The sequence below is a fragment of the Flavobacterium branchiophilum FL-15 genome (genome assembly GCF_000253275.1).
GTDB lineage: Bacteria > Bacteroidota > Bacteroidia > Flavobacteriales > Flavobacteriaceae > Flavobacterium > Flavobacterium branchiophilum.
In genome coordinates, this window is record NC_016001.1 from 257,465 (window position 1) to 282,652 (window position 25,188).

Below are 25,188 nucleotides of genomic sequence, written 5' to 3' on the forward strand. Positions count from 1 at the left end.
TAATTTATTTCACTATCTTTTTTAATTCTGCAGGGTTGGTAACTACTCTTACGCCTTGATTAGCTGCTTCTTGTATTTGCTTTTTTGTTGCTTTTGGCATGTAAAGTAAATATCCTTTTCCTTGGTCTTTTGCGTATTGTGAATTTTTGTGCGATTGATTTAATTTCATCTTATTGCCAGATTTCACTTCAATGTTGAAATTTTTAGTTGATATATCAACATCTCCTGCACCTCCAGAAAATTTATAATTAACATCGATATCATCAACTAACTCTCCTAATTGATTAGCTAATTTACCTACAAAATTTCCATCAGTAGCACTATGCCAAACACCCGTTAGAGAATGGACTTTTTTTGCAGCCATCCCTAATTTTGTAACTAAACCTTTTGCAACATTGCTACTACCGTATTTAGAACAAAAATCCGCAAATTTTCCTCCAGCTAATTGTATAATAAAACCTAAAGCAAAATCTGTTCCTGCTTGTTCTAAACTATAATCGTCTTGGCTTAGTGCATTAGTCATTACATCAGTTGCTCCAGCAAAACCTGCTTTACCCCATTTACCGCCTGGAGCATTCCAAGGTATAGCTGCAAGGGCACCTGAAATTCCAACTTGCTTCCAATTCACTTTGTCAAACGCTTGTCCCCATGTATTTACACTTGAATCAAACAAATATGACATTGTCATTTGTGCCATCATATCAACAGAAGCACCAACTCCAAATTTAATCAACATTGGAACAATCGGAATCTTTCCGTTTGGATCAACTAAATTAACCGGGTTTTGATAACAATATCCGTAACTTGAAGAAGTTTGTTCAACTAAAGGATCCACACTAGCCCAAATACTAATCCTTGGGTCATAATACCTTGCTCCATAATAATACAAACCACTTTCCTCATCTAGCTCTTTACCATTAAACTTATACGGTGAGTTATGGCTGTTTTTATGCTCCTCTACAAAACTTTCCCCAAAAGCAAAGTACTCGCTATGTTGCGAAACTTCGCCCACAAAGTTAGTAATATAATTGGAACTTCCCAAATGGTCGGGGTGAAAAAAGTATTGTTCAGTTTCAAGCCCAAGCCCCCCAGCCCCCGAAGGGGGAGTTAGAAACGCAGGAACTGGCAAGAAAGCGGTGTTACTTGCAAAAGTCTGTGTTGGCATATTAAACTGCGTGTAAACATGATTTACAGCTGTTTCTGCCACAGTCAATTGGTCGTGGCTGGTACTTACTAAATTTATAGGTGCCTCGCCACTACTATTTTCTATAAGTGTCCATTCTTGTAAAAACTTTCCAAGATTGGTGGTTGTGCCTAATTTTACTACTTACTCTTTTTTATTTCAAGGAACTTTTTTTTTGTTTGCTTATTCTTGTTTGGCATAAACATAACGGACTATCATTGTTGGCACGAGCTTGAAGCTCGAGCTACCCCAAGGTTTTCTAATGCTCGGACTAGCGGAGCTTGAGTTTTTTATAAACCACAAGCAGTTAAAGATAAACTTTTTTGCAAAGCAATTTTACAATATTTTTGCTTTGATTAGTTAAAATATATCTTTATAATTTCAATTAGAGATGATTTCATACTCAAATTCATAACTATTTCAATAAAAAATAAATATGATAAGAAGTATAAAATTCGGTATGTTTTAAATTCATTTTTTAAATAATTTTTCCTTACAAAAAAAGCAATTATAATTGGTATTAATGAAATAAAAAAGTATAATAAAAAAATGCAATCTAAGTTAAATTTATAAAAAAACATAAAAAGAAAGTATATAATCACAAAAGAAATAATACTATAAATTAAACTAAAAATAAAAGATAGAATAAAATTTTTAAATAAATCAATGTATATCCAAATAATCGTTACAAAGGAAATTTCAAAACAAGAAAATATTCCATTATCTTTACTCTGATAAAATCTCAAATCATAGTTTCTTATACATTCTTCAATATAATTTATACAAAAAAAATATGAAATTATTATCAATAAAGGTACAAACAAAGTGTCTTTTTTCATGAACTATTTAGTTAATATAGCGTTTTCTACTTTATCATTTATTTGCTTTGTTGCTCTTGTAGCTACTTTTTCAGCGGCTCTAGTATTCCAATTTACTTTTTTTCCTTCAACCTCTGGAACTGAACCTTCATAACTTGAACCGCAACCTATGTCATGATTCATCCCCTTATGTGAATTTTCTCCTGTGCCAGGATAAATACCCGTTTTTAAATCTTTTTTTAGTTTGTCTGCAAATATTTCATATTTAGAATCTGATAATGCTTCTTGTAAGGTAGGTATTTTTGAAAATGCTGTTTCTCCATACACTTCTTTATAAATTTCTATATAATTCGAATGAGAATAAAAATCTTGAATTGCATGATATTCTTCACCTATTACCTTAGCTAATCCTACTGCATCAATTTTATTATTTTTAAAGGAATTAATTGCGGTTTCGATACTTTTAAAAGTTCCAGTAAAATTTAATAAAATTTCTTTATAATTCATGCAATCAAAATGATCAGATTCTATAGACTTATGACCGTACCCTCCAAGATACCAAGGTAAACTCCTTACATCAGGAGCAACAACGCTACCATCGAAAATTGCCAAACCATTTCCAATTAATCCTCTTCTAAATAGAATAATATTTTTAAGTTTTATTTTATCAGTTATATTAGTAATACTAGAAAAAGAATTTCTAGTAATTCTTTTATGAACATCAATTAAAAAACGACCATCAGGGTCTATAATATTAACTGGGTTATTTGCACAATATGTATAACCACCTATATTTGGGTAATCCTCCATCAACGGATCCACACTCGCCCAGATACTTATCCTCGCATCATAATACCTCGCTCCATAATAGTACAAACCACTTTCCTCATCAAGTTCTTTGCCGTTAAACTTATACGGTGAGTTGTGGCTGTTTTTATGCTCCTCTACAAAACTTTCCCCAAAAACAAAGTACTCGCTATGTTGCGTTACCTCGCCCACAAAGTTAGTAATATAATTGGAACTTCCCAAATGGTCAGGGTGAAAAAAGTATTGTTCAGTTTCGAGCCCAAGCCCCCCAGCCCCCGAAGGGTGAGCTAGGAGTACTTACTCATGAACTGTTTAATTACATGTTTCTATTTTTTTAAACTACCACCCGAAGGGATTCAGGCGGCAGCGGGGGAAAACTAGATTGGCTATTTTAATTTTCTTTATTTTTCATAATTGTGAAAATTATTATTAAGACAAGACTAAACGCAATCATAGAGATTAACCATCTGCTAGAATCTTCAGGAATATTGTGACCACTACCATAAGTAATAACACAAAGGAAACAAATCAAAATAAAAAAACATAAGCCAATATTAATAAAATATAAATTATTTTTTTCACTAGAAATTTTGTTTAAGAACATAAGTATTATCTAATTTTTTTGTTTTCTCTAAAACAAAACCATTTTCATAAAGTAAATTAGTAACTTTTTCCAATTGTTTATTCGACATTCCATTAAAATCTAATTTCATTCCATTTTTTAAATTAGCTGCATTATTTTTTTTATTAAATAAACTCAAAACAACTGCTGCAGTTTCCGTTATCAATTCTGCTTTTGAAGTATCACCATACATATCGTTTCTTAACATTTCTATCGCAGATATTGTAGGAAGTTTTAAGTGTTCATCAGTACTTGCTCCATTGTGTGCGTAAGCGTCCTGAAGTGCATGTAATCCTTGATATATTTTACTCTCATCCAATCCTTCTTCTTGAGCAAAAATATTTGACCATCCAAATTGCAATCCTCTTTGCATAGCTTCATAATGTGTCATTCCATTTTTCTTTTCTTCATTAGACATCATTGAATGCCACCTACTATTTTTTTCGTCCTGGGATCCAGCTGTTTTAGAATAATCCATATCATCTCTGTAATGCAGACTTCCTGATTTTCCTAAATTATTTAAAAAAAGAGCTTTTTTATCAGGGTGATCTGCATACATACTAGCTCCATGAGCAATTCTTCTAGCTACCTCCTTACTATAACCCATTTTAATCATTGCATTAACAGTAATACGATAATGAACAGAAACTGCATATCTCCCATCTGGATCTACCATATTCACTGGATTATTATAACAATACCCATAAGGTGACATTGTCTTCTCCGCCAGTGGGTCAACACTCGCCCAGATACTTATCCTCGGGTCATAATACCTCGCCCCATAATAATAAAGCCCAGATTCCTCATCAAGTTCTTTACCGTTAAACTTATACGGCGAGTTGTGTGAGTTTTTATGCTCTTCAACAAAAGTTTCCCCAAAGGCAAAGTACTCGCTATGTTGCGAAACTTCGCCCACAAAGTTAGTAATATAATTGGAACTTCCAAAGCCCCCCAGCCCCCGAAGGGGGAGTTTGAACTAGAAAAATATTTGAAGCCGCCACTTTTGGCATTTTCACGCAGGGTCAGTTCCCGCCTTACGCTACAATCTTTTTGTTTTTAACGAAAAAACAAAAAGGATTTCCACTCCAGTCGGGGCTAGATTGCCACTTTTGGAGGAGTTCCCAAGGGCAAGTATTTTAAACTCAAACACTAAACAAAATTAGGTAACATATTAAAAAAAAGTAAAAAAACCGAGTAAACATTTGTTTGTTCGGTTTTTTTGTTGTTATTTTGCAGTTACCTAAATAGGTTATATTTTATTATGGAAACAACTAAAAAAACACACCCTGATTGGGTTCTTATACACAAAAAACAAACACCGAAATCAAAAAAATAAACGGTAGATATTATCTCTATGGCGTAAAGTCTGTTTACGACAAAACCACCAAGCGATCAAAAAAAGTTTCCCTGGGTATTTTGGGAAGTATTACTCAGGAAAAAGGGTTTGTACCCTCTGAAAAAAATGAATTGAAACTAAAGGGTCAAAAATCATATCACAATAAATCCATATTGGCTTTTGAGTACGGATTGGCAAAATGGCTTTTGGAAACATTTGATAATGAAGGAATTACTTGCGAACTGAAAAAGCATTTTCCTAATCACTGGGAATTTATTATCATTATGGTTTATTGTAGAATCGGATATCAAGCACCTTTAAAAAATGTTCCGTTTATTTTAGAACAATCTGCCATTGGTGATTTGTTAGGTTTTGAAGATAAAATTAGCATCCAAAAGTGTAGTGATTTGTTGTTTGAATTAGGTTCAAATCAAAAAATGATTCACGATTTTATGACACCAAAAAACCAATATACCAGAACTGTTTTGATTGACGCAACAGATATTGCCTTGCAATCCAATAATATAGCACTGGCTCAAAAAGGGTATAATCAAAATATGGATTTTCAACGTCAGTTTGTTCTACTCTATCTCTATGATGCTACTAGTTTCAAACCTTTGTATTATAGAATTTTTCCAGGCAATCTGAAAGATGTTTCTACCCTAAAAAACACCATTTCTATAAGTGGACTTGAACAATGCGTGTATATTGCTGACAAAGGATTCTTTTCCGAAGCTAATATTTTAGAGCTTGAACGTTTGGGTATGCAATATATTATTCCGCTCAGAAGAGTAAATAAACAAATACCTTATGACCAAATAAAGGATATAGAACTTACAGATAATTATTTTGAACATGCCGAACGATTTATTTTTCATGCCCAAGGGATAAAACAAGAAAACAGAACCATTGAATTATTTTTGGACGGTAAACTAAAAGAGCAAGAAAAAAATGACTATTTGAAAAGAATTCATACTCTTCCAGAAGATTTTTCAAAAGCAAAATTCAATGAAAAAATAAAAGCAATGGGAACGCTTTCGCTTATTCATAACACCCAACTAGATTCTAAGGACGCATACAAAGAATATAAATCAAGACTCCAAATAGAACAGTTTTTTGATCACTACAAAAACACCATAGATGCATCCTGCACCTATATGCAAAGAGAAGAGTCTTTAAATGGTTGGATGTTCATCAATCATCTGGGAATGCAAATCATTTACAGCCTTTTTTACAAATTGAAAAACACTCCAATGACTAAAAAATTAATGCTCAATCACAAATATTCGATAAACGATACTATCGAACATTTAAAATCAATTAAAAAAATACAATTCTCCAAAAATGAATTCGTAATATCTGAACAAAATAAACTAACCAAGACCCTCCTAGAAAAACTTAATTTGTCTATTACCTAAAAGTTTTAGTGTTTGAGTTTAAAAACCCTATCAGCGTTTGAAAAGCTGATAGGGTTTGAAAAATTATTTAGTTTTAAAACCACAAGTTTTTAGGATTGTGGTTTTTGGCTTTTTATCACTTTTCTCTCTAAGGGATTCGCATGTGAGTCTAGGTGAGCTTCATAAAAATTTTTGAAAAAACCATAAAAATATACTGCATAATTAGAACAAAGCAACCTTAATGCGTGTATTTCAGATTCTTTATTTTTAGTTACTAAAAAAGAATATTCATTTCTTACGTAATTTTTTAAATTATCAAAAAAAAGTACAATTTCATCATTTTTTTGAATGTATTTATAACCATTGAAAAAAATCATAAAATCATCAAAAGTATAAATATTTAAAAAATGATTTTTCTCTAATAATGTTAACAATTTAACTTCTTTAGATAATTTATCAAAATCAGATTCTTCGTCATTAAAAATAACTTGAAATTTATTTTTATCATATACTTTTTTGAAATTTTCCAACAAATTAAAATATAATTCAATTGCACAATCCATATCTTTGCTGTTGAAAGAGATAATATATTGAGAACTAAAATGTCTCATTTTATAATGATCTTTTATATATTGCTCAAACTCAGAAAAAAAAACTATGAAATCATGATTACTTGTATTTTTGCAATAATTTAAAGCTGTTACTAATCCGCTAATAAACAACCACAATTCCTCAATTTTTTTGAACTCTTTATTTTTTATCTTTAAATTTATACCATTTAAAATTTTATCTATATCTTTCATATCATCTAGCTTTGTTAACTGTTTTTGCGCCATTAACAAGATCAGCACCAGAAACTACCCTTCTTGTCTTCAAATTAAAACCATCTATTTTCTTCATATAATCAGATTTCAAAAGTCCTTCTGGATTCATATTATCAAAAATAATTGATTTTCCGTCAACAATTTTTTCGACAAAATAATGATTATCACCATAACCTAGTGAGCCACTGTCACCAACATTAATGTTACTACCAATACTTTTAATTTCACCTCCTATTTTTTTTGCAATGTCATTAGCAAATTCAACACATTTATTCAATTTACCAGCCCATTTAGAAGAAGACGCTGTATTAACAATTTTGTCTAAAACCTTTTGTGATTGAGCAGAAATTTTCATTTCATATTTTGCTAAAGCTGCTAGCAAATGCTTGCTACCGCCTTCAGCAAAAACTACTCCACCTCTTTTTGCAGCTTGAGCAGCTGCAACTCTCGCTAAAACTTTGGATTCAGTTTTCAGAGCCATTTTAACTCCTGCTTTTAGAAGTCCTTTTCCTCCCGAACCCCCACCCAAAGTGCCAATATCAATTGCTAAGCCAACAATACCAATTGCTAAAGTTGTACCATCACCATCTCTAACCCCTCTAATTATATCTCTTATGCTTCCTACAACAGGAATAAAGTCTATAACATCAACCTGTTTTCCATTCGGATCTATAAGTCTTAAAGGATTTTGATAATAATAAGAATATATTGAATGATTGAAAGAATTTTCTAAACCTCCATTATGGTCGCCATCAATATAAAACTCATCGTCCATGAAAGGATTATAGTTTGCCAACGGATCCACACTCGCCCAGATACTTATCCTTGGGTCATAATACCTCGCTCCATAATAGTACAAACCACTTTCCTCATCCAACTCCTTACCGTTAAATTTATACGGCGAGTTGTGGCTGTTTTTATGCTCTTCAATGAACGTTTATCTCACATCGATTTTATTTTTTTATTGGAGTTCGATGAATTTTATTTCCCCAAAGGCAAAGTACTCGCTGTGTTGCGAAACTTCGCCCACAAAGTTAGTAATATAATTGGAACTTCCAAAGCCCCCCAGCCCCCGAAGGGGGAGCTACTGCCGTATGAATGAAAAACTAGATTAATTTTGAAATTTTACTCAAACAGTAGGTTTCAAAAAAATGAAAAAACCCCGTAGCGTTTGAACGCTAACAGGGTTTGAAAAATAACTTATTCGTAAAAAAAACTCAAATTTTTTATGAATTTTTATTTGGTTGAATCATAGTAATCCTTGAGGGCTTTTTCATAAATGTTTGAATCTTAAAAAAAAGTTTAATTCTTTTTTTGGAACACCATTTTTTTTACTAAATTTGTTTATTCTTAAATTAAGAAACAGAATGTATTATATAAAAAAATAAAGTGTTATTATATTATCTTTTTTAAATAAAATTAAAATAAATTTATATAAAAAAATATGATTTTACGAATAATAAAAGGCGATAACGAAAAACCTATAAAAAAGAGTTTATTAATGTTTTTATTCTATAAAGGCTACCTACAACACAATTAACTATTTATAAGAAATCATTATGATCCTATATAACGTAGCAATTCCCGACAACAAGCAACAATTTTTTCAAGAATTTTTGGAGCTTATAGGTGCTAATTATGAAAAAGAAAATCAAAACTTTTTTATAACCGACCAACAAAAAAATATATTGGAAGAACGTTTAAAAGAAGACAAAACAAGTTTTATTTCCGCAAGAGAATCTTTGAGTCAATTGCGAGAAAAATATGACTTATAACCTTGTTATTTTACCCCAAGCCCAAGATGAAATCCATAAGGCTTTTGAATATTACCAACATTTGTCCGCATCTGCGCTTACAAATTTCGATAAACAGTTAGAACAAGTATATCAAAACCTTGAGACAAATCCGTTTTATCAAATCCGATACAAACATTTAAGAGCTATACCCTTCAAATCGTTTCCGTTTTTAGTCTTTTTTGATGTGGACCAAGAAAATTATATCATTTATATATATTCGCTGTTTCACACCTCTCAAGACCCTAGTAAATATCCTATTAGATAACAAAAAAAATACCACATCTTTTTAGGGTTGTGGTATTTTTTACATTATGGGCACGAGCGTGATGCTCGCGTTATCGGGGTGAGAAAAGTAAATTTCAGTCGCAGTAAATGCCGCAATAGGAACAAAACTTGTTGCTATTAAATGTCTGCGTTGGCATATTAAATTGGGTGTAAACATGATTCAATCCGGCTTCAGCTACAGTCAATTGGTCGTGGCTGGTACTTACAAAATTTATAGGTGCCTCGCCACTACTGTTTTCTATCAACGTCCATTCTTGTAAAAACTTGCCAAGGTTGGTGGTTGTTCCAATTTTGCTACTCACTCTTTGCGAGCCCGCAAAATAATGCTTGGTGTAACTCAACGCTCCGTTTTCGCCAGGGTGTGCCACAAGCATACCACTTGGGTACAACATAAAATCGTTCTTTATGGCTGTGCCCACTTGCAGGGCATTTTCATAAATGGCAACACTAGTTGCGTTTTGTTTAATGATTCGTTCGCCACCTGCATCATACGTATATATCGCCACAGGATGTACAGTATTTGGCTCTGGGTTTAGGTCAATGGCACGCAAACGGTTTTCTTCGTCCCAAAGGTTTTTACGCAATACATCTGCGGTTTCGCTAGAACATATTTTGCTCGATATTTTGGTTTGATTCCCATTTTCATCATACTCAAACGACTTGACTTTTACGCGTGGGTCTATTTTTTTTTAGAAGCACACAACCACTTTCCAACACCCATTTTGTCCCGTTATCGCCTTTATCTCCCTCGCCCTACGGGACTTCAGGAGGATATCGGCTCTCCCGGGGCTAGAGTAGACGAGTATTATTTCAGTTGACTTATTGTTGCTTGTTTCAAGTTTATTTGGTTTTAAGTTTCAAGTTAAAAACCCCGTTAGCATTTGAACTCTAACAGGGTTGATTTACTATGTGGGCACGGATTGCAAATCCGCGCTATCCATTGTATGACTAACCCGAGTCATCGGGAACATTACCAATATTACCAAAGAGGAGTTGCTTTACCTACTTTATTTTTATAAATACCAGAAATCATTCTTTCTTCATATTTTCCTATCTTTTTTATTTTATTTGTTTTTAAATCGAATTGATAGATAATTGAAGAATTTGGTGATTGAAAAAATATTTCATTATCCAAAAGGTACATTTCTGCTCCACTAAAATCATTAAATTCAGATAGCTTAAATATTTTTTTACTTGACATATTACTAATATTGAATTCATTTAACGCAGAATCAAATGTATAATAAATAATTCTATCTCCTTTTAACAAAGGTTGAATTCTAGGCTCGAAATTAGATTTTTCTTGATAATCTATTTTTCCAGTTTTAGCATCAATTACTCTAATAAACCCACTTTCATAAGAGTAATTAGAACCTACAAATAATTTGTCTTTATAAAGTACTAATACAACACTTGTTGCTTCTTCTAACTTTAGTTTCCAAATTTGTTCACCATTACTTATTCTGTACTTCGTTATAGCATTACACATCCAACTAGAAATATAAAAATAATTTTTGTCTGATACTATTTGATAAGGTGAACTATCTGGCAATGAACAGTTCTTGTCATAAACATAATCTAATTGATATTTCTCTTTTCCTGTTTTTATATTTATTATTCTGAAACCAATTCCTTTAATATTTATTATTAAATTTTCATTATTTAAAATTTGTATATTACACAATTTATTTGATGTTTTTATTTTCCATAATGTTTTTTTGGATTTTAAATCATGGCAAATAAATTCTTCATCAGAGACAGGAAAGTAAATTTTACTATCTCTAATGATTGGTTTTAAATAACAAATATCTTTTAAATTTCGTTTAAATTGAATTTTGTTACTTAAAATGTTTTCTACTATAACTTCTTTCGAATTAAAAGTAGAATAAGCAAGAATTGAATCATACAAAGAACAGTAAACAATATCTCTATTATTAATTTTAATTTCTTTATTGTATTTACTACAAGATATCATCATACAACTTAATATGAAAAATTTAATATATTTCATTATTTTTTGTTTTTTTGTATATGAAAAAATGGTGAGATTCTATTCCATTGAGGTATAGCTACATTCATCCCATGATTAAATCGTTGTTTCCAATCTAATAAATTATTTCCCCTAAACTTCATATAACGAGGTTGCATATTATTTGGGAAACCAATTTGCTTAGCCATGTTATTTAATTCTTTTTTTACAGCAGCAGTTTGTTTGTTTGTTATATATTGGGGCCACAACATCTTTCTGTTCATGTGTTAGTATTTTTATATCCCAATTTTTAGCATCCTTCCCTTTTAAAGGTAAACCTGAATATAGCTTTCCTAAATCATCAAATACGTCATCAAAAATTGCTTTATTTCCTTCGTTTGCAAATTTTATCATTCTTTCTGATATTAGCCCAGCATCCTTCCCTATACCGCCAGTTGCCCCCATTTGATACGCTATAACATAAGCTCCACCTGCCCATTTAGTTTCAAAGCCCATATCTTCTGTTTCAAGTTGAAACCATTTATAAAATGCAGTTCTTTCAGGAATACTATTATATTCCAAATTTCCATTTTTTTGTTTTAAGTTATATTTATTAGCTTCTTGCCAGATTTTAGTGCCATTAATTCTATCAGACTTATGCCAATCTCCTTTACCCAATTTTTGGTCATCAGGTAATTCCTTAATCATCCCTGTAGGATCAACAAACATTATCGGATTATTTGAACAATAAACATATGGGCTTTCGTGTGGACTAACTTCCGCCAACGGATCCACACTAGCCCAGATACTAATCCTCGGGTCATAATACCTCGCCCCATAATAATAAAGCCCACTTTCCTCATCCAACTCCTTACCATTAAACTTATACGGTGAGTTATGGCTATTTTTATGTTCTTCAACAAAAGTTTCCCCAAAGGCAAAGTACTCGCTATGTTGCGAAACTTCGCCCACAAAGTTAGTAATATAATTGGAACTTCCAAAGCCCCCCAGCCCCCGTAGGGGGAGTTTGAACTAGAAAAATATTTAGCAGCCGCCACTTTTGGCATTTTCACGCTGGGTCAGTTCCCGCCTTACGCTACAATCTTTTTGTTTTTAAAGAAAAAACAAAAAGGATTTCCACTCCAGTCGGGGCTAGATTTCCACTTTTGGAGGTGTTCCCAAGGGCAAGTATTTTAAAAACCCTATCAGCGTTTGAATCTCCGATAGGTTGAAAAGGAAGTTTTTATATAAAAACCACAACTATTTAGGGTTGTGGTTTTTTTTATTTACCATTAGAAGGGGATCGGGCGGGATCGGTGGAAATATTTAATAACAATTTAATATTAAAAATTTAAAATATTCTCTATATTCTAAATCTATATTTTCTATTAAAAAACTATCTATGTTATTAATAGCATTAGTTTCATTATTACTTAAAAAGAAAATATATGAATCTAATAGTTTAAATATAAAGTCATCTATATAATTATAACATCTTCTTATAATATAATTATTAATGTAATCGAAAATCAAAACAACACCTGTTTCTTTATCTAAACATAAGTTCCCATCGCTACTCCCATCGTTTCCAATGTACAAATACTTTGTATCTTCTTTGAAGTCTTCCTCATTGTATATATTTATAAAAAATATTGAAAAATTTGATGTTTTGTAATTTAAAACTAATTCGACAAAAATGCTTTTATCATATTGATATTTTGTGTTTTTTCTTTTAAAATAGAAAGAATGAATAAGTTCTTTTTTAGATAATTCATCTAGTGTATTATCATTTTCAAAAATTTTTATAATTTTTTTTGTTTTTTCAAAGAATAAGTTAATATTATTTTTCATAAAATTCTATTATACAGTTTGTTTATTTATAATTGCTTCAAAAATTTACCTATTTTTACTCTAACTCTTTCTTTTCTCCAATTCCATTTATAATCTAAAAAAATAATAATACCAAATATACAGGCCATCTCTAAAAACTCAATATTTTTATCCAAATCATTTTTCTTGATTTTTTTTTTTGATTTGGATATTTAAGTTTTTATTTCAGGTCTCATTCTTAATTTTATAAATTATTGATAATCAGTATTTAACGTTTTTAATAGAATACAACAAACCGCACGTTCCCTTATTAAATAGCTTGTAATTGAATTTTTCTGAACATATTGTAGGTCAAATTCATCAATCCAACAATACCTTCAACTCTTTTTATTCCGATTGCATTTAAATTCATTCCGTTCATACTTCCTTCCATGAATCCAAAAATGTGTTCAACTCTTGATCGTATTCTTGATTTCTCTTTATTTATTACTTCGTCTTGTTCAGTCAATGGTTTGTTTTTATATCCTTTCTTACATGTTTTATCGATCTTTTCGTTTTTCAAAATTGCATCTTTTTGTTTTTTTCCACTATATGCACTATCGCCATATAAGTCTTCGTACTCATCTTTTTTATCTAACAGATTTTCAAGCATTTGAGAATCATGTACCGAGGCGTCCGTTACCTCATATTTTACAATTAATTTGCTCTTGGCATCTGCTTTTACATGGTTTTTATATCCATAAAAACTAACATTATTCTTTTTAGTCCATCTTGCATCTAAATCTTTCTGTTGCTTTTGATTGGGATTTTCTTCAAAGGATACTGGTGTTTCTCCATTCTTAATCTGTTTATTCTCGTCTCTTGAATTTCGTTGTTTTGGTACTTCTATAAAGCTTGCATCAATAATTTTACCTTCATTTACAACAAGTCCTAAAAGTTCTAATTCTTTTAAAAAATAAATCAAAAACCAGGTCAACTAGCTCTAAATTAACCATTTGCTCTCTAAAATTCCAAACTGTTTTACTATCTGGAATATCATCAGAAATAGTTAGATTAAGAAATCGCATAAAACTCATTCTATCTTTAATTTGATATTCTATTTGGTCATCAGATAAATTATAGTAACGTTGTAATATCAGTATTTTAAACATCATTACATAATCAAAGGGGCGACGACCGCCTTTGCCTTTGGCTACTTTTTCAAAGCCATTCTCTAGTACTTTTCTAAATAACTCAAAATCAACACCTTGGTTTAATTTTTCTAATGGATCACCTAATTTACTCAACTTTGTAAGTCTAATATCTTGGTCGAAAAAACCGTAATCTCTATATCTCTTAAATGCTTTCATAATGACCGCAAAATACTGATTTTTAATTTATTACACAAATAATTAATAGTGTTTTTTGTAATAAAGTAGTTTTTATAGGTTACCTATAATTGTCTTCATTTTTATTATTTTGACAGCTAAAGAAAATAAATAAAATATAGATAAAAAATACATTCATATTATTTAGTATCTTCTTTGTTCCAAATAAATGTTCCATTGAGTCTAATTTCTAAAATTGTAAATTTCTTTCGTTTTTGAATTAGGTGTGAATAAATTAAAATAGGAGACTTATTTGGTTTTTATTCTCCAAAAAAAATTAAAATTCTAATGGATCTTGTTCGCCATCTTGCTCATATACCTGATCAACAGACAATTGAGGCAAGCCCGATGCCATAACGGCCAAGGCATCGCAACGTTCGTTTTGGGGGTGGTTGTTATGTCCTTTAATCCATTTAAAATCAACCTGATGGGTTCTGTAAATTTTCATAAACCGCTTCCACAAATCAGGATTTTTTTTGCCTGCATAGCCTTTTTTTTCCCAACCAAAAACCCATCGTTTTTCTACAGCATCTACCACATATTTTGAATCTGAAATGACCAAAACACTCGTTTTGGGGTGTTTCAATTTTTCGAGCCCTACTATAACGGCCAAAAGTTCCATACGATTGTTGGTTGTATGCCTAAATCCTTCATAAAATTCTTTCTTATAGGGCTTGCCCACCCATTCCATAACCACGCCATAGCCGCCTTTGCCGGGGTTGCCTTTTGCGGCACCATCTGTATATATATGTACTTGATGTTCGTTCATGATGTCATTTTTGATAAAATGGCTTCAATTACTATTGGAAAAAATTGTTGTTCCAACTCATGAATTTTTACAGCGATGTCCTCTGGACCTAAACAATCTGTAATAGATACTTTTTCTTGAAAAATAATTTGGCCTTCGTCATAATTTTCATTCACAAAATGAATGGTAATGCCTGTTTCTGTTTCATGATTGTCAAAAACAGCACGATGTACACGCATACCATACATGCCTTTGCCACCATATTGTGGTAACAAGGCAGGATGCACATTGATGATTCTATTGGGGTATTGCAATACGATTTCTTCGGGAAATTTCCATAAAAAACCAGCCAATACAATCAAGTCAGGGCAAAATTCATTTATTTTTTGAGTTAATTTACCTAATAAAACATCATTTTTGTCAAACACAAAAGTAGGGATGTTTTGTTTTTTGGCTTTTTCTAAAACCAAAGCATTCGGATTGTTGCAACAAACAGCTTGCACACCAAAAAGGTTGGATTTTTGAGAATGAATGATAATATTTTCGGCATTTGTACCCGAACCAGAGGCAAAAATGAGGACTTTTTTCATGATAAAATATATTTATAAAGTGCAAAAAAAAGAATAAAAATCGACAAAAAATAGCAAATAAAAATCTTTGTTAAAAAAAGTTTTAAATACTTACTAATTATTTATTAATTAAAAATGTTGTTTTCAAATAAAGTTTTTTATTTTTGCCAACAATTAAAATTTTAAAATCAAAGATTATGTCAGACATTGCATCAAGAGTTAAAGCGATTATCGTAGACAAATTAGGCGTTGACGAAAACGAAGTAGTATTAGAAGCAAGCTTTACTAACGATTTAGGAGCAGATTCATTGGATACTGTAGAGCTAATCATGGAATTCGAAAAAGAATTTGATATTCAAATTCCAGACGACCAAGCAGAAAACATTGCTACTGTTGGTCAAGCAATATCTTATATCGAAGAGGCAAAAAAATAATAAATTCACTCGTTTCTATCAATAATTAGGAACGAGTGTTTTTATTTTTAATCAAAAAAGAAGACTTGTTTTTTTATAAATTAAAAAAAACACTATATATTTGTACTATCAAATAGGGTGGTACTAAGCCCATTGGATATGTTGTTTTATAATTATTATGATACTTTAAAATATGGAATTAAGAAGAGTCGTTGTAACAGGTTTAGGAGCACTAACTCCCATTGGCAATACGATTGAAGACTATTGGCAAGGATTGATTCATGGTGTAAGTGGTGCAGCTCCCATAACTTATTTTGATGCATCAAAATTCAAAACACAATTCGCTTGTGAATTGAAAAATTTTAATGTAGAAAATTTTATCGAACGCAAAGAAGCACGTAAAATGGACCGCTATGCACAATATGCGGTAGTATCATCTGAAGAAGCCATGAAAGATGCTGGTTTTGATATGGATGCCATAGACAAAGATAGAGCTGGAGTTATTTGGGGATCGGGTATTGGCGGTTTGGAAACATTTCAAATAGAAGTACTTAATTTTGCGGCTGGAGATGGTACACCAAAATTCAATCCTTTTTTTATACCAAAAATGATTGGCGACATTGCTTGTGGTCATATTTCTATAAAATATGGCTTTAGAGGCCCCAATTTTGGAACTGTATCTGCCTGTGCCTCATCAACTAATGCCATTATCGATGCTTTTAATTACATCCGATTAGGTCATGCCGACATTATGGTAACTGGAGGTTCTGAAGCCGCTGTAACCATAGCTGGTATGGGAGGGTTTAATGCCATGCACGCCCTTTCTACCCGAAATGACGACCCACAAACGGCCTCTCGACCAATGGACAAAGACCGTGACGGATTTGTACTAGGCGAAGGTGCGGGTGCCTTGATACTAGAAGAATATGAACATGCAAAGGCTCGTGGAGCCAAAATATATTGCGAAATTGGCGGTGGCGGTATGTCTGCCGATGCCCACCACATTACAGCACCTCACCCAGAAGGACTTGGTGCAAGAAACGTAATGCTCAATTGCTTACGTGATGCAGGATTGCAACCAACAGATGTAGATGGTGTCAATATGCACGGAACTTCTACACCACTTGGCGACATTGCAGAATCTAAAGCCATCTTACAAGTTTTTGGAGCACATGCTTACACTATGAACCTGAATTCTACCAAGTCAATGACAGGGCATTTGCTAGGTGCAGCAGGAGCTATCGAAACCATTTCGTCTATTTTGTCTATCAAACACGGGATTGTTCCTCCAACAATCAACCACTTTACCGACGACGAAAATATAGATTCCAAATTGAACTTTACATTTAACAAAGCTCAAAAACGTGATGTAAAAGTTTTGATGAGCAACACCTTTGGATTTGGCGGACACAATGCTTGTGTATTGGTAAAAAAATTAGAACTATAATGCTTTATGCAGTTTATAAAGAAAATATTCACAAAAAAATCCCGCTCCACTCAAGACGGGATTTTTTTTAATGATTTAAAAAAAATATTAGGCTTTGCTCCCATTCAATTAGACTATTACAAAAGAGCATTTACACACCGTTCGTCCAACAAAACCGACGATAAAGGCAATGCTATTAGTTATGAAAGATTAGAATTTTTGGGCGATGCCATGCTCAGTTCGGTTGTGGCGGCTCATTTGTATAAAGAAGTTCCCAGCGGCAACGAAGGTTATTTAACCAAAATGAGATCGAAAATTGTTAGTCGTGAGCATTTGAACGAATTGGGAAAAACCCTTTTATTAGTTGATTATTTAGACTGCAAAATACCCCCTCGAAATTTTGGGGAAAACATCCATGGCAATATTTTTGAAGCACTTGTTGGAGCCATCTATCAAGATTTAGGCTACGCTTATTGCGAAAAATTCATACACAATCGAGTGATCAAACCTTACGTTAATATCCAAAAATTGGAGGGTAAGGTGATCAGCTACAAAAGCCTCCTAATAGAATGGTGCCAAAAAGAGAAAAAAAACTTTTATTTTGATGTTTTTGATGATAATGGCATAGATGGCGAACGCCTTTTTGGTGTAAAATTAAGCATAGACGACAAAGTAATTTCAAAATCAAGAGCTACCTCCAAAAAGAAGGCCGAAGAGATTGCCTCAAAAAGAGCTTTTTTTGCATTTCAAGAAAAAATAGAGAATAAAAAATAAGAATTCTTAAACCTATAACGATTTCGTTAGTAAATTGTCAATTTTTTACAATTCGAGTTGTCGTTTTCTCAATTAGAAATACTATATTTACCAACAATTTATTTTGACATGGCAGTTCACAAATTAGAATTTGATGATTTTGAAGAAATAGATTATTTTTTATTGGCTATTCATACCCATTTAGAAGATTATAGATTGGCTTATTTTATCAATCAAGCATTACACATTAATCTTTCAAAAAGTGCAGAGGAAGTAGCAATTAGAAAAAATAATTTAGACTTATTATTTGAAAAATTTGACTATTTTGACGAAAATAGCGACTGGATTTGGACGCTCATTCAAAATAAATGTATAACAACAGCTTATAAAAAACAAGAAAATTTTAATTTGTTTGATAACGAAATAGTCGAAGAAACCAATACAAATTATTTATTACCAGAACTAAAGACGGTTTCGTATTTTTTGAGAATAAATGACGAAATAAACTTGGATGGTATAGAAAAAATCGTCGCAAAATTAAGTGCCGTTGAAAGAATTGCAATGGTATATCAAATTGATAAAAACAAAGTAAAGAACAAAAACAATTTAATTTTTTAATAAAAATGTCAACAAACAAGAAAACTAAAATTGTAGCCACACTTGGGCCTGCATGCAGCACAAGAGAAGTCCTGAAAGACATGATTGAGGCTGGAGTAAATGTATTTAGAGTTAATTTTTCTCATGCAGATTACAACGATGTAAAAGCAAAAATTGATTTAATTAGAGGATTGAACGAAGAGTTTGGCTATACAACCGCCATTTTAGGAGACCTTCAAGGGCCAAAACTTCGTGTTGGAGTAATGACAGAAGACGTTGTAGTAAACGATGGCGATTTGATTACCTTTCAAACGGCCGAGGATATTCCTGGAACTGCACAACGGGTATATATGAATTATAAGGAGTTTCCAAAAGATGTGAACCCAGGAGAAAGAATTTTGTTGGACGATGGTAAACTGATTTTTGAAGCCGTAGAAACAGACCGCAAGTCTGAAGTGGTGTGCAAGGTAATTCAAGGAGGACCTTTAAAATCTAAAAAAGGAGTTAATTTGCCTAACACCAAAGTATCTTTGCCTGCTTTAACTGCCAAAGATGTAAAAGATGCCATTTTTGCTATCGAACAAAAAGTAGATTGGATTGCTCTTTCTTTTGTTAGAACTGCCGAAGATTTGATAGAACTTCAAGAACTGATTGCCCAACACTCTGATCATAAAATTCCAATTGTAGCCAAAATTGAAAAACCTGAAGGGGTGGCCAATATTGATAAAATTGTAGCTTACTGTGATGGTTTGATGGTAGCCCGTGGTGACCTTGGAGTAGAAGTACCCGCACACGAAGTACCTTTGATTCAGAAAAAATTAGTAAACAGAGCCAAAACAGCTAGAATACCTGTTATTATTGCTACACAAATGATGGAAACCATGATTACGAGCCTTACTCCAACTCGTGCAGAGGTAAACGATGTGGCCAACTCGGTAATGGATGGAGCCGATGCTGTAATGCTTTCTGGAGAAACATCAGTGGGGAATTATCCTGTACAGGTTATCGAAAAAATGACACAAATTATAGAAGCCGTAGAAGACTCGCCTCTAATTCAAGTGCCACAAAACACCCCACAAGTACGTACAAATCGTTTTGTTACTAAAGCTATTTGTCATCATGCGGCCACATTGGCCAATGTAATTAAAGCAAAAGCCATTTGTACTCTTACAAATAGTGGTTATACAGCCTTTCAAATTTCGGCTTGGAGGCCTTCTGCTCACATTTTAGTGTACACGTCTAATAAAAGTATTGTTACCCAATTGAATTTACTTTGGGGTGTCAAATCATTTTATTACGACAAATCTGTAAGTACAGACGAAACGGTAACCGATGTAAACAATATTGCAAAAGAAAATGGATTTGTATCCAAAGGTGATTTTTTAATCAACCTTGCTGCTATGCCAATTGTTGATAAAGGAATGGTTAATACCATGAGAGTATCTGAAATAGAATAAACTTTTTTTTTATTGTACCAATATATACAAACCCTACTGGAATAGCTGCTATTTTAGTAGGGTTTTTTTAAATAATTTACTCATTTATAATCTTTCAATCATGATTCCTACAGCTGTTGCTATCAAAAATCCTCGTATAGAGGTTGTCGATGTGTTGCGTGGTTTTGCTATAATGGCCATCATGCTTTTACATAATGTTGAACATTTTGAGTATGTATATACGCCTGATTATTTTCCAAGTTGGCTTTTGGCACTCGACAAAATGATTTGGACCTCTATGTTTTACCTTTTTGGCGGCAAAGCCTATGCCATTTTTGCCTTACTATTTGGATTCAGTTTTTATATTCAAAACGATAATCAAGTACAAAGTGGCAAAGATTTTAGACTTCGTTTTTTTTGGAGAATGTTGCTTTTATTAGGTTTTGGATATCTAAACACGGCCTTTTATCAGGGAGATATTTTAACGCTGTATGCCATATTTGGTCTTGTTTTAATTCCAGCATGTCGTTGGAACAACAAAACGATTTTTGTAGTTGCTACTTTTTTAATGTTGCAACCTTTAGAATGGCTTCGATGGATTTATTATGTTTTGCACCCCGATTTTGTTCCTGAACCAAATGCCTCAGAAGCTTATTATGCACAAATTACCCATTACATGCAAAATGGCAATTTTTTGGATTATGTTATTGGCAATGTAACCCTTGGCAAAACAGCATCGTTGTTGTGGTCTTGGGAGTTTGGGCGGTTTTTTCAGGCTCCAGCCTTGTTTTTATTTGGTTTTTGGGCTGGCCGAAAACAGCTTTTCTCTTCAACAAACGACAATGTGCTTTTTTGGAAAAAAGTTCTAAAAATAGCTTTTATAGCATTTATCCCATTAAACATAATCGTAATGGTTTTGCCCAATGTAGTGGCCCACAAAGCCCAATTGAGCCGTTTGATGATAGTATTCATGTCTTGGAACAATGTAGCCTTAATGTTGGTTTGGGTGTCGCTCTTGTATTTAGCCTTTCAGTATGAAAAAGGCAAACGACTGTTATCCAAGTTAATTCCATTTGGCAAAATGAGTTTGACCAACTATATAGTTCAATCCATCATTGGATCTACCATTTATTATAAATACGGATTGGGAATGGCCATGAAAACGGGTGCTACATACTGCTTGCTGATAGGAATAACCTTGTTTTTGTTGCAACTTACTTTTTGTACCTGGTGGCTCAAAACCCACAAACAAGGTCCATTAGAATATATATGGGGCAAAGCCACCTGGATAGGCACAAAAAAATAACAAAATATTTAGAATGCTACTGCTTTTTAAACAACATTTTATGCAAAACTTATTTTATATTTGTCCAAAAAATAATAATTGTAGGATTCAATATTTTTTTTTGAAGGATTTACAATTTAAAATAATTTAAAAATATGAAAACAAAATCGATTTTAGTAGTATTGGGTGTAGTTACACTTGGTGTTTCACAGGCTCAAGCACAAATTAGTTTAGGCGAAAGAGCCTTGGGTGCGGTACAAAAAGGAATTGCTGGATTTACATTTAGCGATGCCGATGCAGCCAAACTGTCCAAAGATGCTGTTGTAAAAATGGATGCAGAAAACAAAGTGGCAGGGCCAAAGGATGCTTATGCCGTTCGATTGGAAAAAGTATTTGGAAAACACAAAAACGAAAATGGTTTAACTTTAAATTACAAAGTTTATTTAACCAAAGACGTCAATGCTTTTGCAACTGCTGATGGTAGCGTTAGGGTTTTTTCTGGATTGATGGACATTATGGACGACAATGAATTGCTGGCTGTTATTGGCCATGAAATTGGCCATGTTGCCAATCACGATTCTAGAGATGCTGCCAAGGCTGCCTATCAAAAAGAGGCACTTATAGACGCCGTTGCTTCGCAATCAGACAAAGTGGCTGCTGTAACAGACGGCCAATTGGGCAAAATTGGAAGTGCGATGATAGACAGCAAACACAGCCGCAAACAAGAATCTGAAGCAGATGATTATTCATACGAATTTATGAAACGCAACAAGTATAATGTCAATGCGGTTGCTTCGGCCTTTAATATATTGGCCACGATGAGTCAGGGTACCGAAGCATCTTTTTTAGACAAAATGATGAGTTCGCACCCCGATCCAAAAGATAGAGCAGACAAAGCCCGCCAAAGGGCCGAAGCTGATGGCTTGTTTAGCCCTTATGTAAAACAAACCAAAGCAACCAAAAAACCAGTAGCCAAAAAAACGACACCTAAAAAGAAATAAAACCATGCTTATTAGACCAGGACAACGCTCGGATGCCGCAGCCATATTGTCATTAATTAAGGAATTGGCGGTATTTGAAAAAGAACCCGAAGCCGTACTAGTAACTCAAACCGATATTGAAAATGACGGTTTTGGCGACAAACCACAATTTAAAACTTTCATAGCCGAATATGATCATGAAATCGTTGGAATGGCTTTGTTCTATAATCGGTATTCTACTTGGAAAGGTACTACCATTCATTTGGAAGATTTGATTGTAAAAGAAAAAATGAGAGGCAAAGGTGTTGGGCTTGCACTTTATAAAAAAGTAATGGAACAAGCACAAGAAGATGGCGTTAGACGGGTAGAATGGGCGGTTTTAGACTGGAACAAGCCTGCGGTAGATTTTTATGAAAAATCTGGGGCAACCGTTTTGCCTGATTGGAGGGTTGTGCAAATGAACGATGTAGCAATTGCCCATTTTTTGGACAAACTATAAATGACTAATGCCTATTTGAAACCGTATTTTGCGTTTGGGATAGTAGTGGAAATCCTTTAAGAAGCTCCAGTGTTGTATTGCACGAATATAGTTTCTGAATGTGGTAATCAAAAAAGATTATTTCACAATATTATGTTTCTTTTGGAGTTCATTGAACGTTGTTTGAAACGGATTGAACGACCCTTGGGGAACGCCCAAAAAAGGCAATTTTTCTTGCTGTTTTTTATATAGGACTGTCGTTGTTTATACCCAATTGTCAAAGTATTTCATTTACTTTATGTTTCTGGGACTTTGCGTGAAATGGTATTTGCAATGCCGCAAAGTAGGAATCAAGTTTTGTAAAAATAGTAGAAAACTAACCTATCGTTTATGAAGAAGTACTCGTTGCGGATAGTCATTTTTTTTTGATACTCTATTTAGGAGTATTTTTGGAATCATTAGAATTTAACCTAATCAAACTTTTTGAAAGCAATTGGCTTTTGAACTTAAATTAATTTTTTTTTGAAATGAAAATTTACAAATTTGGAGGAGCATCTGTAAAAGATGCCGATGGAATTAAAAACGTGTATGACGTTTTGCAAAAAGCGGGCTATCAGGATGTGTTGTTGGTGGTTTCGGCAATGGGCAAAACGACCAATGCCTTGGAACTTGTTGTTAAAGATTATTTTGACAAAGCACCCAGTTTACAATCAACGCTTCAGGAGGTAAAAAAGTACCATAATCAAATACTTTTAGACTTGTTTGAAGAGGATAATCACCCTGTGTTTGGAGCAGTAAATGCTTTATTTACTGATTTGGAATACTTTTTGAACCACAATAAATCTCCGAATTACAATTTTGTTTATGATCAAATTGTGAGTATGGGCGAGCTCGTTTCGACAACAGTTTTATCTCATTATATGAATTATAGAGGGATAGAAACCCATTGGGTTGATGTAAGAAATTTTATCAAAACAGACAATACCTATCGAGATGCCGAGGTGGATTGGAACGCTACACAAAAATTAATTTCAAACAATATAGCCCGAAACGTTTTGAATATTACACAAGGCTTTTTGGGGTCTGATTTGAATGGTTTTACTACAACCCTTGGCAGGGAAGGTTCGGATTATACGGCAGGTATATTTGCCTATTGTCTTGGAGCAGAAAGCGTTACGATTTGGAAAGACGTTCCTGGGGTAATGAATGCCGACCCTCGATATTTTGAAAATGCCAGTTTGTTGAATCAAATATCTTACAGAGAAGCCATAGAATTGGCGTTTTATGGAGCCAGCGTTATCCATCCGAAAACGCTTCAGCCATTGCAAAAAAAAGAAATTCCATTGTATGTAAAGTCTTTTCTAAACCCTTTGTTGCCAGGTACAAGTGTTGCTAAAGGGGCCGATTTAGAGCCACAATTGCCTTGTTTTATCGTAAAAAGAAACCAACTTTTGGTATCGCTATCGTCCATTGATTTTTCATTTATCATGGAAGAAAATATTTCCGAAATATTTGGGCTTTTGCACCAATTCAAGATGAAAGTGAGTTTGATTCAAAATTCTGCCATCAGTTTTTCTATATGTGTTGAAGATAAGTTTGGTAATTTTAACGACCTGAAAAACATTTTGTCCAACAAATTCAAACTCAACTACAACGAGAATGTTACACTTTATACCATTCGTCACTTTGATGAGGCGGCTGCCCAAATGGTTGAACAAGACAAAGAAGTATTGCTCAAACAAATAAGCCGAGAAACCATGCAAATTGTAACCATGTAGCAAATAACCAGCCACGTTAGTATTGAACCCAAAATATATGGTTTTATAATGGGTTTCATGTCATGATGCTGATGAAATTTAAAAAAATCTTTGTCAAAAGGGATAGCCTTTTGGCAAAGATTTTTTTGTTGCAAAGGGTTTTATGCAGCTTGGTATTTATTAAATCAGGCTGGCCTACCTTTTGGGTAGGTCGGCCTACCTTTTTAGTAGGCGAGCCTACCTTTTGAGTAGGTGAGCCTACCTTTTGGGTAGGTGAGCCTACCTTTTTAGTAGGCGAGCCTACCTTTTGAGTAGGCGAGCCTACCTTTTTAATAGGCAGGCCTAGCTTTTTAGTAGGTGAGCCTACCTTTTGGATAGGTGAACAAACTAAAACAACCAATTTGCAAGATTTTAATAAATGTATTACAAAGTAGGCGTTAAAATTATATTTGATTGGAAAAATTGAATAGCCTTTGGCTAAAGCCAAAGGCTATTCACTAAAAGAATAATTT

At 33.1% G+C, this 25,188-nt stretch carries 25 protein-coding genes and 1 pseudogene; 12 read left to right on the forward strand and 14 right to left on the reverse strand.

What is annotated here, in order from left to right; all coding sequences use genetic code 11:
- Nucleotides 1–4: 4 nt before the first annotated feature.
- From FBFL15_RS01130 to FBFL15_RS01145, 3 genes are all read right to left on the reverse strand, one after another.
- Entirely contained in the window at nucleotides 5–1,207 is a 1,203-nt protein-coding gene (locus FBFL15_RS01130) for an RHS repeat domain-containing protein (RefSeq protein ID WP_231847478.1), read from the reverse strand.
- 818 nt (nucleotides 1,208–2,025) lie between these two features.
- Entirely contained in the window at nucleotides 2,026–3,000 is a 975-nt protein-coding gene (locus tag FBFL15_RS01135; protein WP_197535533.1) for an RHS repeat domain-containing protein, read from the reverse strand.
- Nucleotides 3,001–3,389: 389 nt separating this feature from the next.
- The gene (locus FBFL15_RS01145) at nucleotides 3,390–4,346 is read right to left on the reverse strand and encodes an RHS repeat domain-containing protein (RefSeq protein ID WP_044031995.1); all 957 of its coding nucleotides are present in this window, start codon (nucleotides 4,344–4,346) and stop codon (nucleotides 3,390–3,392) included.
- A 345-nt stretch (nucleotides 4,347–4,691) separates the two neighbouring features.
- On the opposite strand from FBFL15_RS01145, the pseudogene FBFL15_RS01150 reads away from it, so the two are divergent.
- Nucleotides 4,692–6,184: pseudogene (locus FBFL15_RS01150) on the forward strand (transposase).
- Nucleotides 6,185–6,273: 89 nt separating this feature from the next.
- Here the strand turns inward: FBFL15_RS01150 and FBFL15_RS01155 are convergent.
- A complete protein-coding gene (locus FBFL15_RS01155; RefSeq protein ID WP_014082849.1) occupies nucleotides 6,274–6,966 on the reverse strand; it encodes a hypothetical protein in 693 nt (230 codons plus the stop codon).
- Nucleotide 6,967: 1 nt separating this feature from the next.
- Complete coding sequence (locus FBFL15_RS01160; protein WP_262493581.1) at nucleotides 6,968–7,918, reverse strand: RHS repeat-associated core domain-containing protein; 951 nt, start codon at nucleotides 7,916–7,918, stop codon at nucleotides 6,968–6,970.
- Between the two features lie 628 nt (nucleotides 7,919–8,546).
- Here FBFL15_RS01160 and FBFL15_RS01165 point away from each other — a divergent pair.
- Together FBFL15_RS01165 and FBFL15_RS01170 are read left to right on the forward strand one after the other, a co-directional pair.
- Complete coding sequence (locus FBFL15_RS01165) at nucleotides 8,547–8,762, forward strand: hypothetical protein (RefSeq protein WP_014082850.1); 216 nt, start codon at nucleotides 8,547–8,549, stop codon at nucleotides 8,760–8,762.
- Nucleotides 8,752–9,048, forward strand: a complete 297-nt coding sequence (locus FBFL15_RS01170; protein ID WP_014082851.1) for a type II toxin-antitoxin system RelE/ParE family toxin — start codon at nucleotides 8,752–8,754, stop codon at nucleotides 9,046–9,048. The genes FBFL15_RS01165 and FBFL15_RS01170 overlap by 11 nt, the downstream gene beginning before the upstream one ends.
- 94 nt (nucleotides 9,049–9,142) lie before the next feature.
- On the opposite strand, the gene FBFL15_RS01175 is transcribed toward FBFL15_RS01170, so the two are convergent.
- The 8 genes from FBFL15_RS01175 to purN all read right to left on the reverse strand — a co-directional run bounded on the left by FBFL15_RS01175 (nucleotide 9,143) and on the right by purN (nucleotide 15,572).
- Nucleotides 9,143–9,652, reverse strand: coding sequence for a hypothetical protein (locus FBFL15_RS01175; RefSeq protein ID WP_044032003.1), 510 nt, complete (start codon nucleotides 9,650–9,652; stop codon nucleotides 9,143–9,145).
- Nucleotides 9,653–10,047: 395 nt separating this feature from the next.
- The gene (locus tag FBFL15_RS01180) at nucleotides 10,048–11,079 is read right to left on the reverse strand and encodes a YncE family protein (protein ID WP_014082852.1); all 1,032 of its coding nucleotides are present in this window, start codon (nucleotides 11,077–11,079) and stop codon (nucleotides 10,048–10,050) included.
- A 168-nt stretch (nucleotides 11,080–11,247) separates the two neighbouring features.
- Entirely contained in the window at nucleotides 11,248–12,009 is a 762-nt protein-coding gene (locus tag FBFL15_RS01185) for an RHS repeat domain-containing protein (protein WP_044032005.1), read from the reverse strand.
- Between the two features lie 354 nt (nucleotides 12,010–12,363).
- Nucleotides 12,364–12,888: a hypothetical protein gene (locus FBFL15_RS01190; protein ID WP_014082853.1), complete on the reverse strand. Its 525-nt coding sequence runs from the start codon at nucleotides 12,886–12,888 to the stop codon at nucleotides 12,364–12,366.
- Nucleotides 12,889–13,177: 289 nt separating this feature from the next.
- Complete coding sequence (locus tag FBFL15_RS16665; protein WP_197535535.1) at nucleotides 13,178–13,843, reverse strand: IS5 family transposase; 666 nt, start codon at nucleotides 13,841–13,843, stop codon at nucleotides 13,178–13,180.
- The gene (locus tag FBFL15_RS16670; RefSeq protein WP_050881265.1) at nucleotides 13,782–14,216 is read right to left on the reverse strand and encodes an IS5/IS1182 family transposase; all 435 of its coding nucleotides are present in this window, start codon (nucleotides 14,214–14,216) and stop codon (nucleotides 13,782–13,784) included. The genes FBFL15_RS16665 and FBFL15_RS16670 overlap by 62 nt, the downstream gene beginning before the upstream one ends.
- Before the next feature lie 295 nt (nucleotides 14,217–14,511).
- Nucleotides 14,512–15,003, reverse strand: a complete 492-nt coding sequence (rnhA, locus tag FBFL15_RS01205; protein ID WP_014082854.1) for a ribonuclease HI — start codon at nucleotides 15,001–15,003, stop codon at nucleotides 14,512–14,514.
- Nucleotides 15,000–15,572 carry a phosphoribosylglycinamide formyltransferase gene (gene purN / locus FBFL15_RS01210; RefSeq protein ID WP_014082855.1) on the reverse strand — a complete coding sequence of 191 codons (573 nt, stop codon included), beginning with the start codon at nucleotides 15,570–15,572 and terminating at the stop codon, nucleotides 15,000–15,002. The genes rnhA and purN overlap by 4 nt, the downstream gene beginning before the upstream one ends.
- Before the next feature lie 176 nt (nucleotides 15,573–15,748).
- Here purN and FBFL15_RS01215 point away from each other — a divergent pair, with 176 nt between their 5' ends.
- The 9 genes from FBFL15_RS01215 (at nucleotide 15,749) to FBFL15_RS01255 (ending at nucleotide 24,697) form a co-directional block, all read left to right on the forward strand.
- The gene (locus FBFL15_RS01215) at nucleotides 15,749–15,985 is read left to right on the forward strand and encodes an acyl carrier protein (RefSeq protein ID WP_014082856.1); all 237 of its coding nucleotides are present in this window, start codon (nucleotides 15,749–15,751) and stop codon (nucleotides 15,983–15,985) included.
- Between the two features lie 172 nt (nucleotides 15,986–16,157).
- On the forward strand, nucleotides 16,158–17,411 hold the full coding sequence (gene fabF / locus FBFL15_RS01220) for a beta-ketoacyl-ACP synthase II (RefSeq protein WP_014082857.1): 1,254 nt from the start codon (nucleotides 16,158–16,160) through the stop codon (nucleotides 17,409–17,411).
- A gap of 6 nt (nucleotides 17,412–17,417) precedes the next feature.
- Nucleotides 17,418–18,164: a ribonuclease III family protein gene (locus FBFL15_RS01225; RefSeq protein WP_014082858.1), complete on the forward strand. Its 747-nt coding sequence runs from the start codon at nucleotides 17,418–17,420 to the stop codon at nucleotides 18,162–18,164.
- Nucleotides 18,165–18,272: 108 nt separating this feature from the next.
- Complete coding sequence (locus FBFL15_RS01230) at nucleotides 18,273–18,761, forward strand: IPExxxVDY family protein (RefSeq protein ID WP_014082859.1); 489 nt, start codon at nucleotides 18,273–18,275, stop codon at nucleotides 18,759–18,761.
- A gap of 5 nt (nucleotides 18,762–18,766) precedes the next feature.
- Nucleotides 18,767–20,197, forward strand: coding sequence for a pyruvate kinase (pyk, locus tag FBFL15_RS01235; protein WP_014082860.1), 1,431 nt, complete (start codon nucleotides 18,767–18,769; stop codon nucleotides 20,195–20,197).
- A 100-nt stretch (nucleotides 20,198–20,297) separates the two neighbouring features.
- Nucleotides 20,298–21,482 (forward strand): DUF418 domain-containing protein, encoded by a 1,185-nt coding sequence (locus FBFL15_RS01240; RefSeq protein WP_014082861.1) that lies wholly within the window; start codon nucleotides 20,298–20,300, stop codon nucleotides 21,480–21,482.
- 134 nt (nucleotides 21,483–21,616) lie between these two features.
- Nucleotides 21,617–22,462, forward strand: coding sequence for a M48 family metalloprotease (locus tag FBFL15_RS01245; protein ID WP_014082862.1), 846 nt, complete (start codon nucleotides 21,617–21,619; stop codon nucleotides 22,460–22,462).
- Nucleotides 22,463–22,466: 4 nt separating this feature from the next.
- Complete coding sequence (locus FBFL15_RS01250; RefSeq protein ID WP_014082863.1) at nucleotides 22,467–22,940, forward strand: GNAT family N-acetyltransferase; 474 nt, start codon at nucleotides 22,467–22,469, stop codon at nucleotides 22,938–22,940.
- A gap of 506 nt (nucleotides 22,941–23,446) precedes the next feature.
- A complete protein-coding gene (locus FBFL15_RS01255; protein ID WP_014082864.1) occupies nucleotides 23,447–24,697 on the forward strand; it encodes an aspartate kinase in 1,251 nt (416 codons plus the stop codon).
- A 55-nt stretch (nucleotides 24,698–24,752) separates the two neighbouring features.
- Here the strand turns inward: FBFL15_RS01255 and FBFL15_RS17190 are convergent, their stop codons facing one another.
- Nucleotides 24,753–25,163: a hypothetical protein gene (locus FBFL15_RS17190; protein ID WP_044032010.1), complete on the reverse strand. Its 411-nt coding sequence runs from the start codon at nucleotides 25,161–25,163 to the stop codon at nucleotides 24,753–24,755.
- Between the last annotated feature and the right edge of the window lie 25 nt (nucleotides 25,164–25,188).

Excerpts from the sequence above, each read along its gene's own strand:
- FBFL15_RS01155 (WP_014082849.1), bottom strand. The coding sequence starts at position 6,966 with ATGAAAGATATAGATAAAATTTTAAATGGTATAAATTTAAAGATAAAA.
- FBFL15_RS01165 (WP_014082850.1), top strand. The coding sequence starts at position 8,547 with ATGATCCTATATAACGTAGCAATTCCCGACAACAAGCAACAATTTTTT.
- FBFL15_RS01170 (WP_014082851.1), top strand. The coding sequence starts at position 8,752 with ATGACTTATAACCTTGTTATTTTACCCCAAGCCCAAGATGAAATCCAT.
- FBFL15_RS01180 (WP_014082852.1), bottom strand. The coding sequence starts at position 11,079 with ATGAAATATATTAAATTTTTCATATTAAGTTGTATGATGATATCTTGT.
- FBFL15_RS01190 (WP_014082853.1), bottom strand. The coding sequence starts at position 12,888 with ATGAAAAATAATATTAACTTATTCTTTGAAAAAACAAAAAAAATTATA.
- FBFL15_RS16670 (WP_050881265.1), bottom strand. The coding sequence starts at position 14,216 with ATGAAAGCATTTAAGAGATATAGAGATTACGGTTTTTTCGACCAAGAT.
- rnhA (WP_014082854.1), bottom strand. The coding sequence starts at position 15,003 with ATGAACGAACATCAAGTACATATATATACAGATGGTGCCGCAAAAGGC.
- purN (WP_014082855.1), bottom strand. The coding sequence starts at position 15,572 with ATGAAAAAAGTCCTCATTTTTGCCTCTGGTTCGGGTACAAATGCCGAA.
- FBFL15_RS01215 (WP_014082856.1), top strand. The coding sequence starts at position 15,749 with ATGTCAGACATTGCATCAAGAGTTAAAGCGATTATCGTAGACAAATTA.
- fabF (WP_014082857.1), top strand. The coding sequence starts at position 16,158 with ATGGAATTAAGAAGAGTCGTTGTAACAGGTTTAGGAGCACTAACTCCC.
- FBFL15_RS01225 (WP_014082858.1), top strand. The coding sequence starts at position 17,418 with ATGCAGTTTATAAAGAAAATATTCACAAAAAAATCCCGCTCCACTCAA.
- FBFL15_RS01230 (WP_014082859.1), top strand. The coding sequence starts at position 18,273 with ATGGCAGTTCACAAATTAGAATTTGATGATTTTGAAGAAATAGATTAT.
- pyk (WP_014082860.1), top strand. The coding sequence starts at position 18,767 with ATGTCAACAAACAAGAAAACTAAAATTGTAGCCACACTTGGGCCTGCA.
- FBFL15_RS01240 (WP_014082861.1), top strand. The coding sequence starts at position 20,298 with ATGATTCCTACAGCTGTTGCTATCAAAAATCCTCGTATAGAGGTTGTC.
- FBFL15_RS01245 (WP_014082862.1), top strand. The coding sequence starts at position 21,617 with ATGAAAACAAAATCGATTTTAGTAGTATTGGGTGTAGTTACACTTGGT.
- FBFL15_RS01250 (WP_014082863.1), top strand. The coding sequence starts at position 22,467 with ATGCTTATTAGACCAGGACAACGCTCGGATGCCGCAGCCATATTGTCA.
- FBFL15_RS01255 (WP_014082864.1), top strand. The coding sequence starts at position 23,447 with ATGAAAATTTACAAATTTGGAGGAGCATCTGTAAAAGATGCCGATGGA.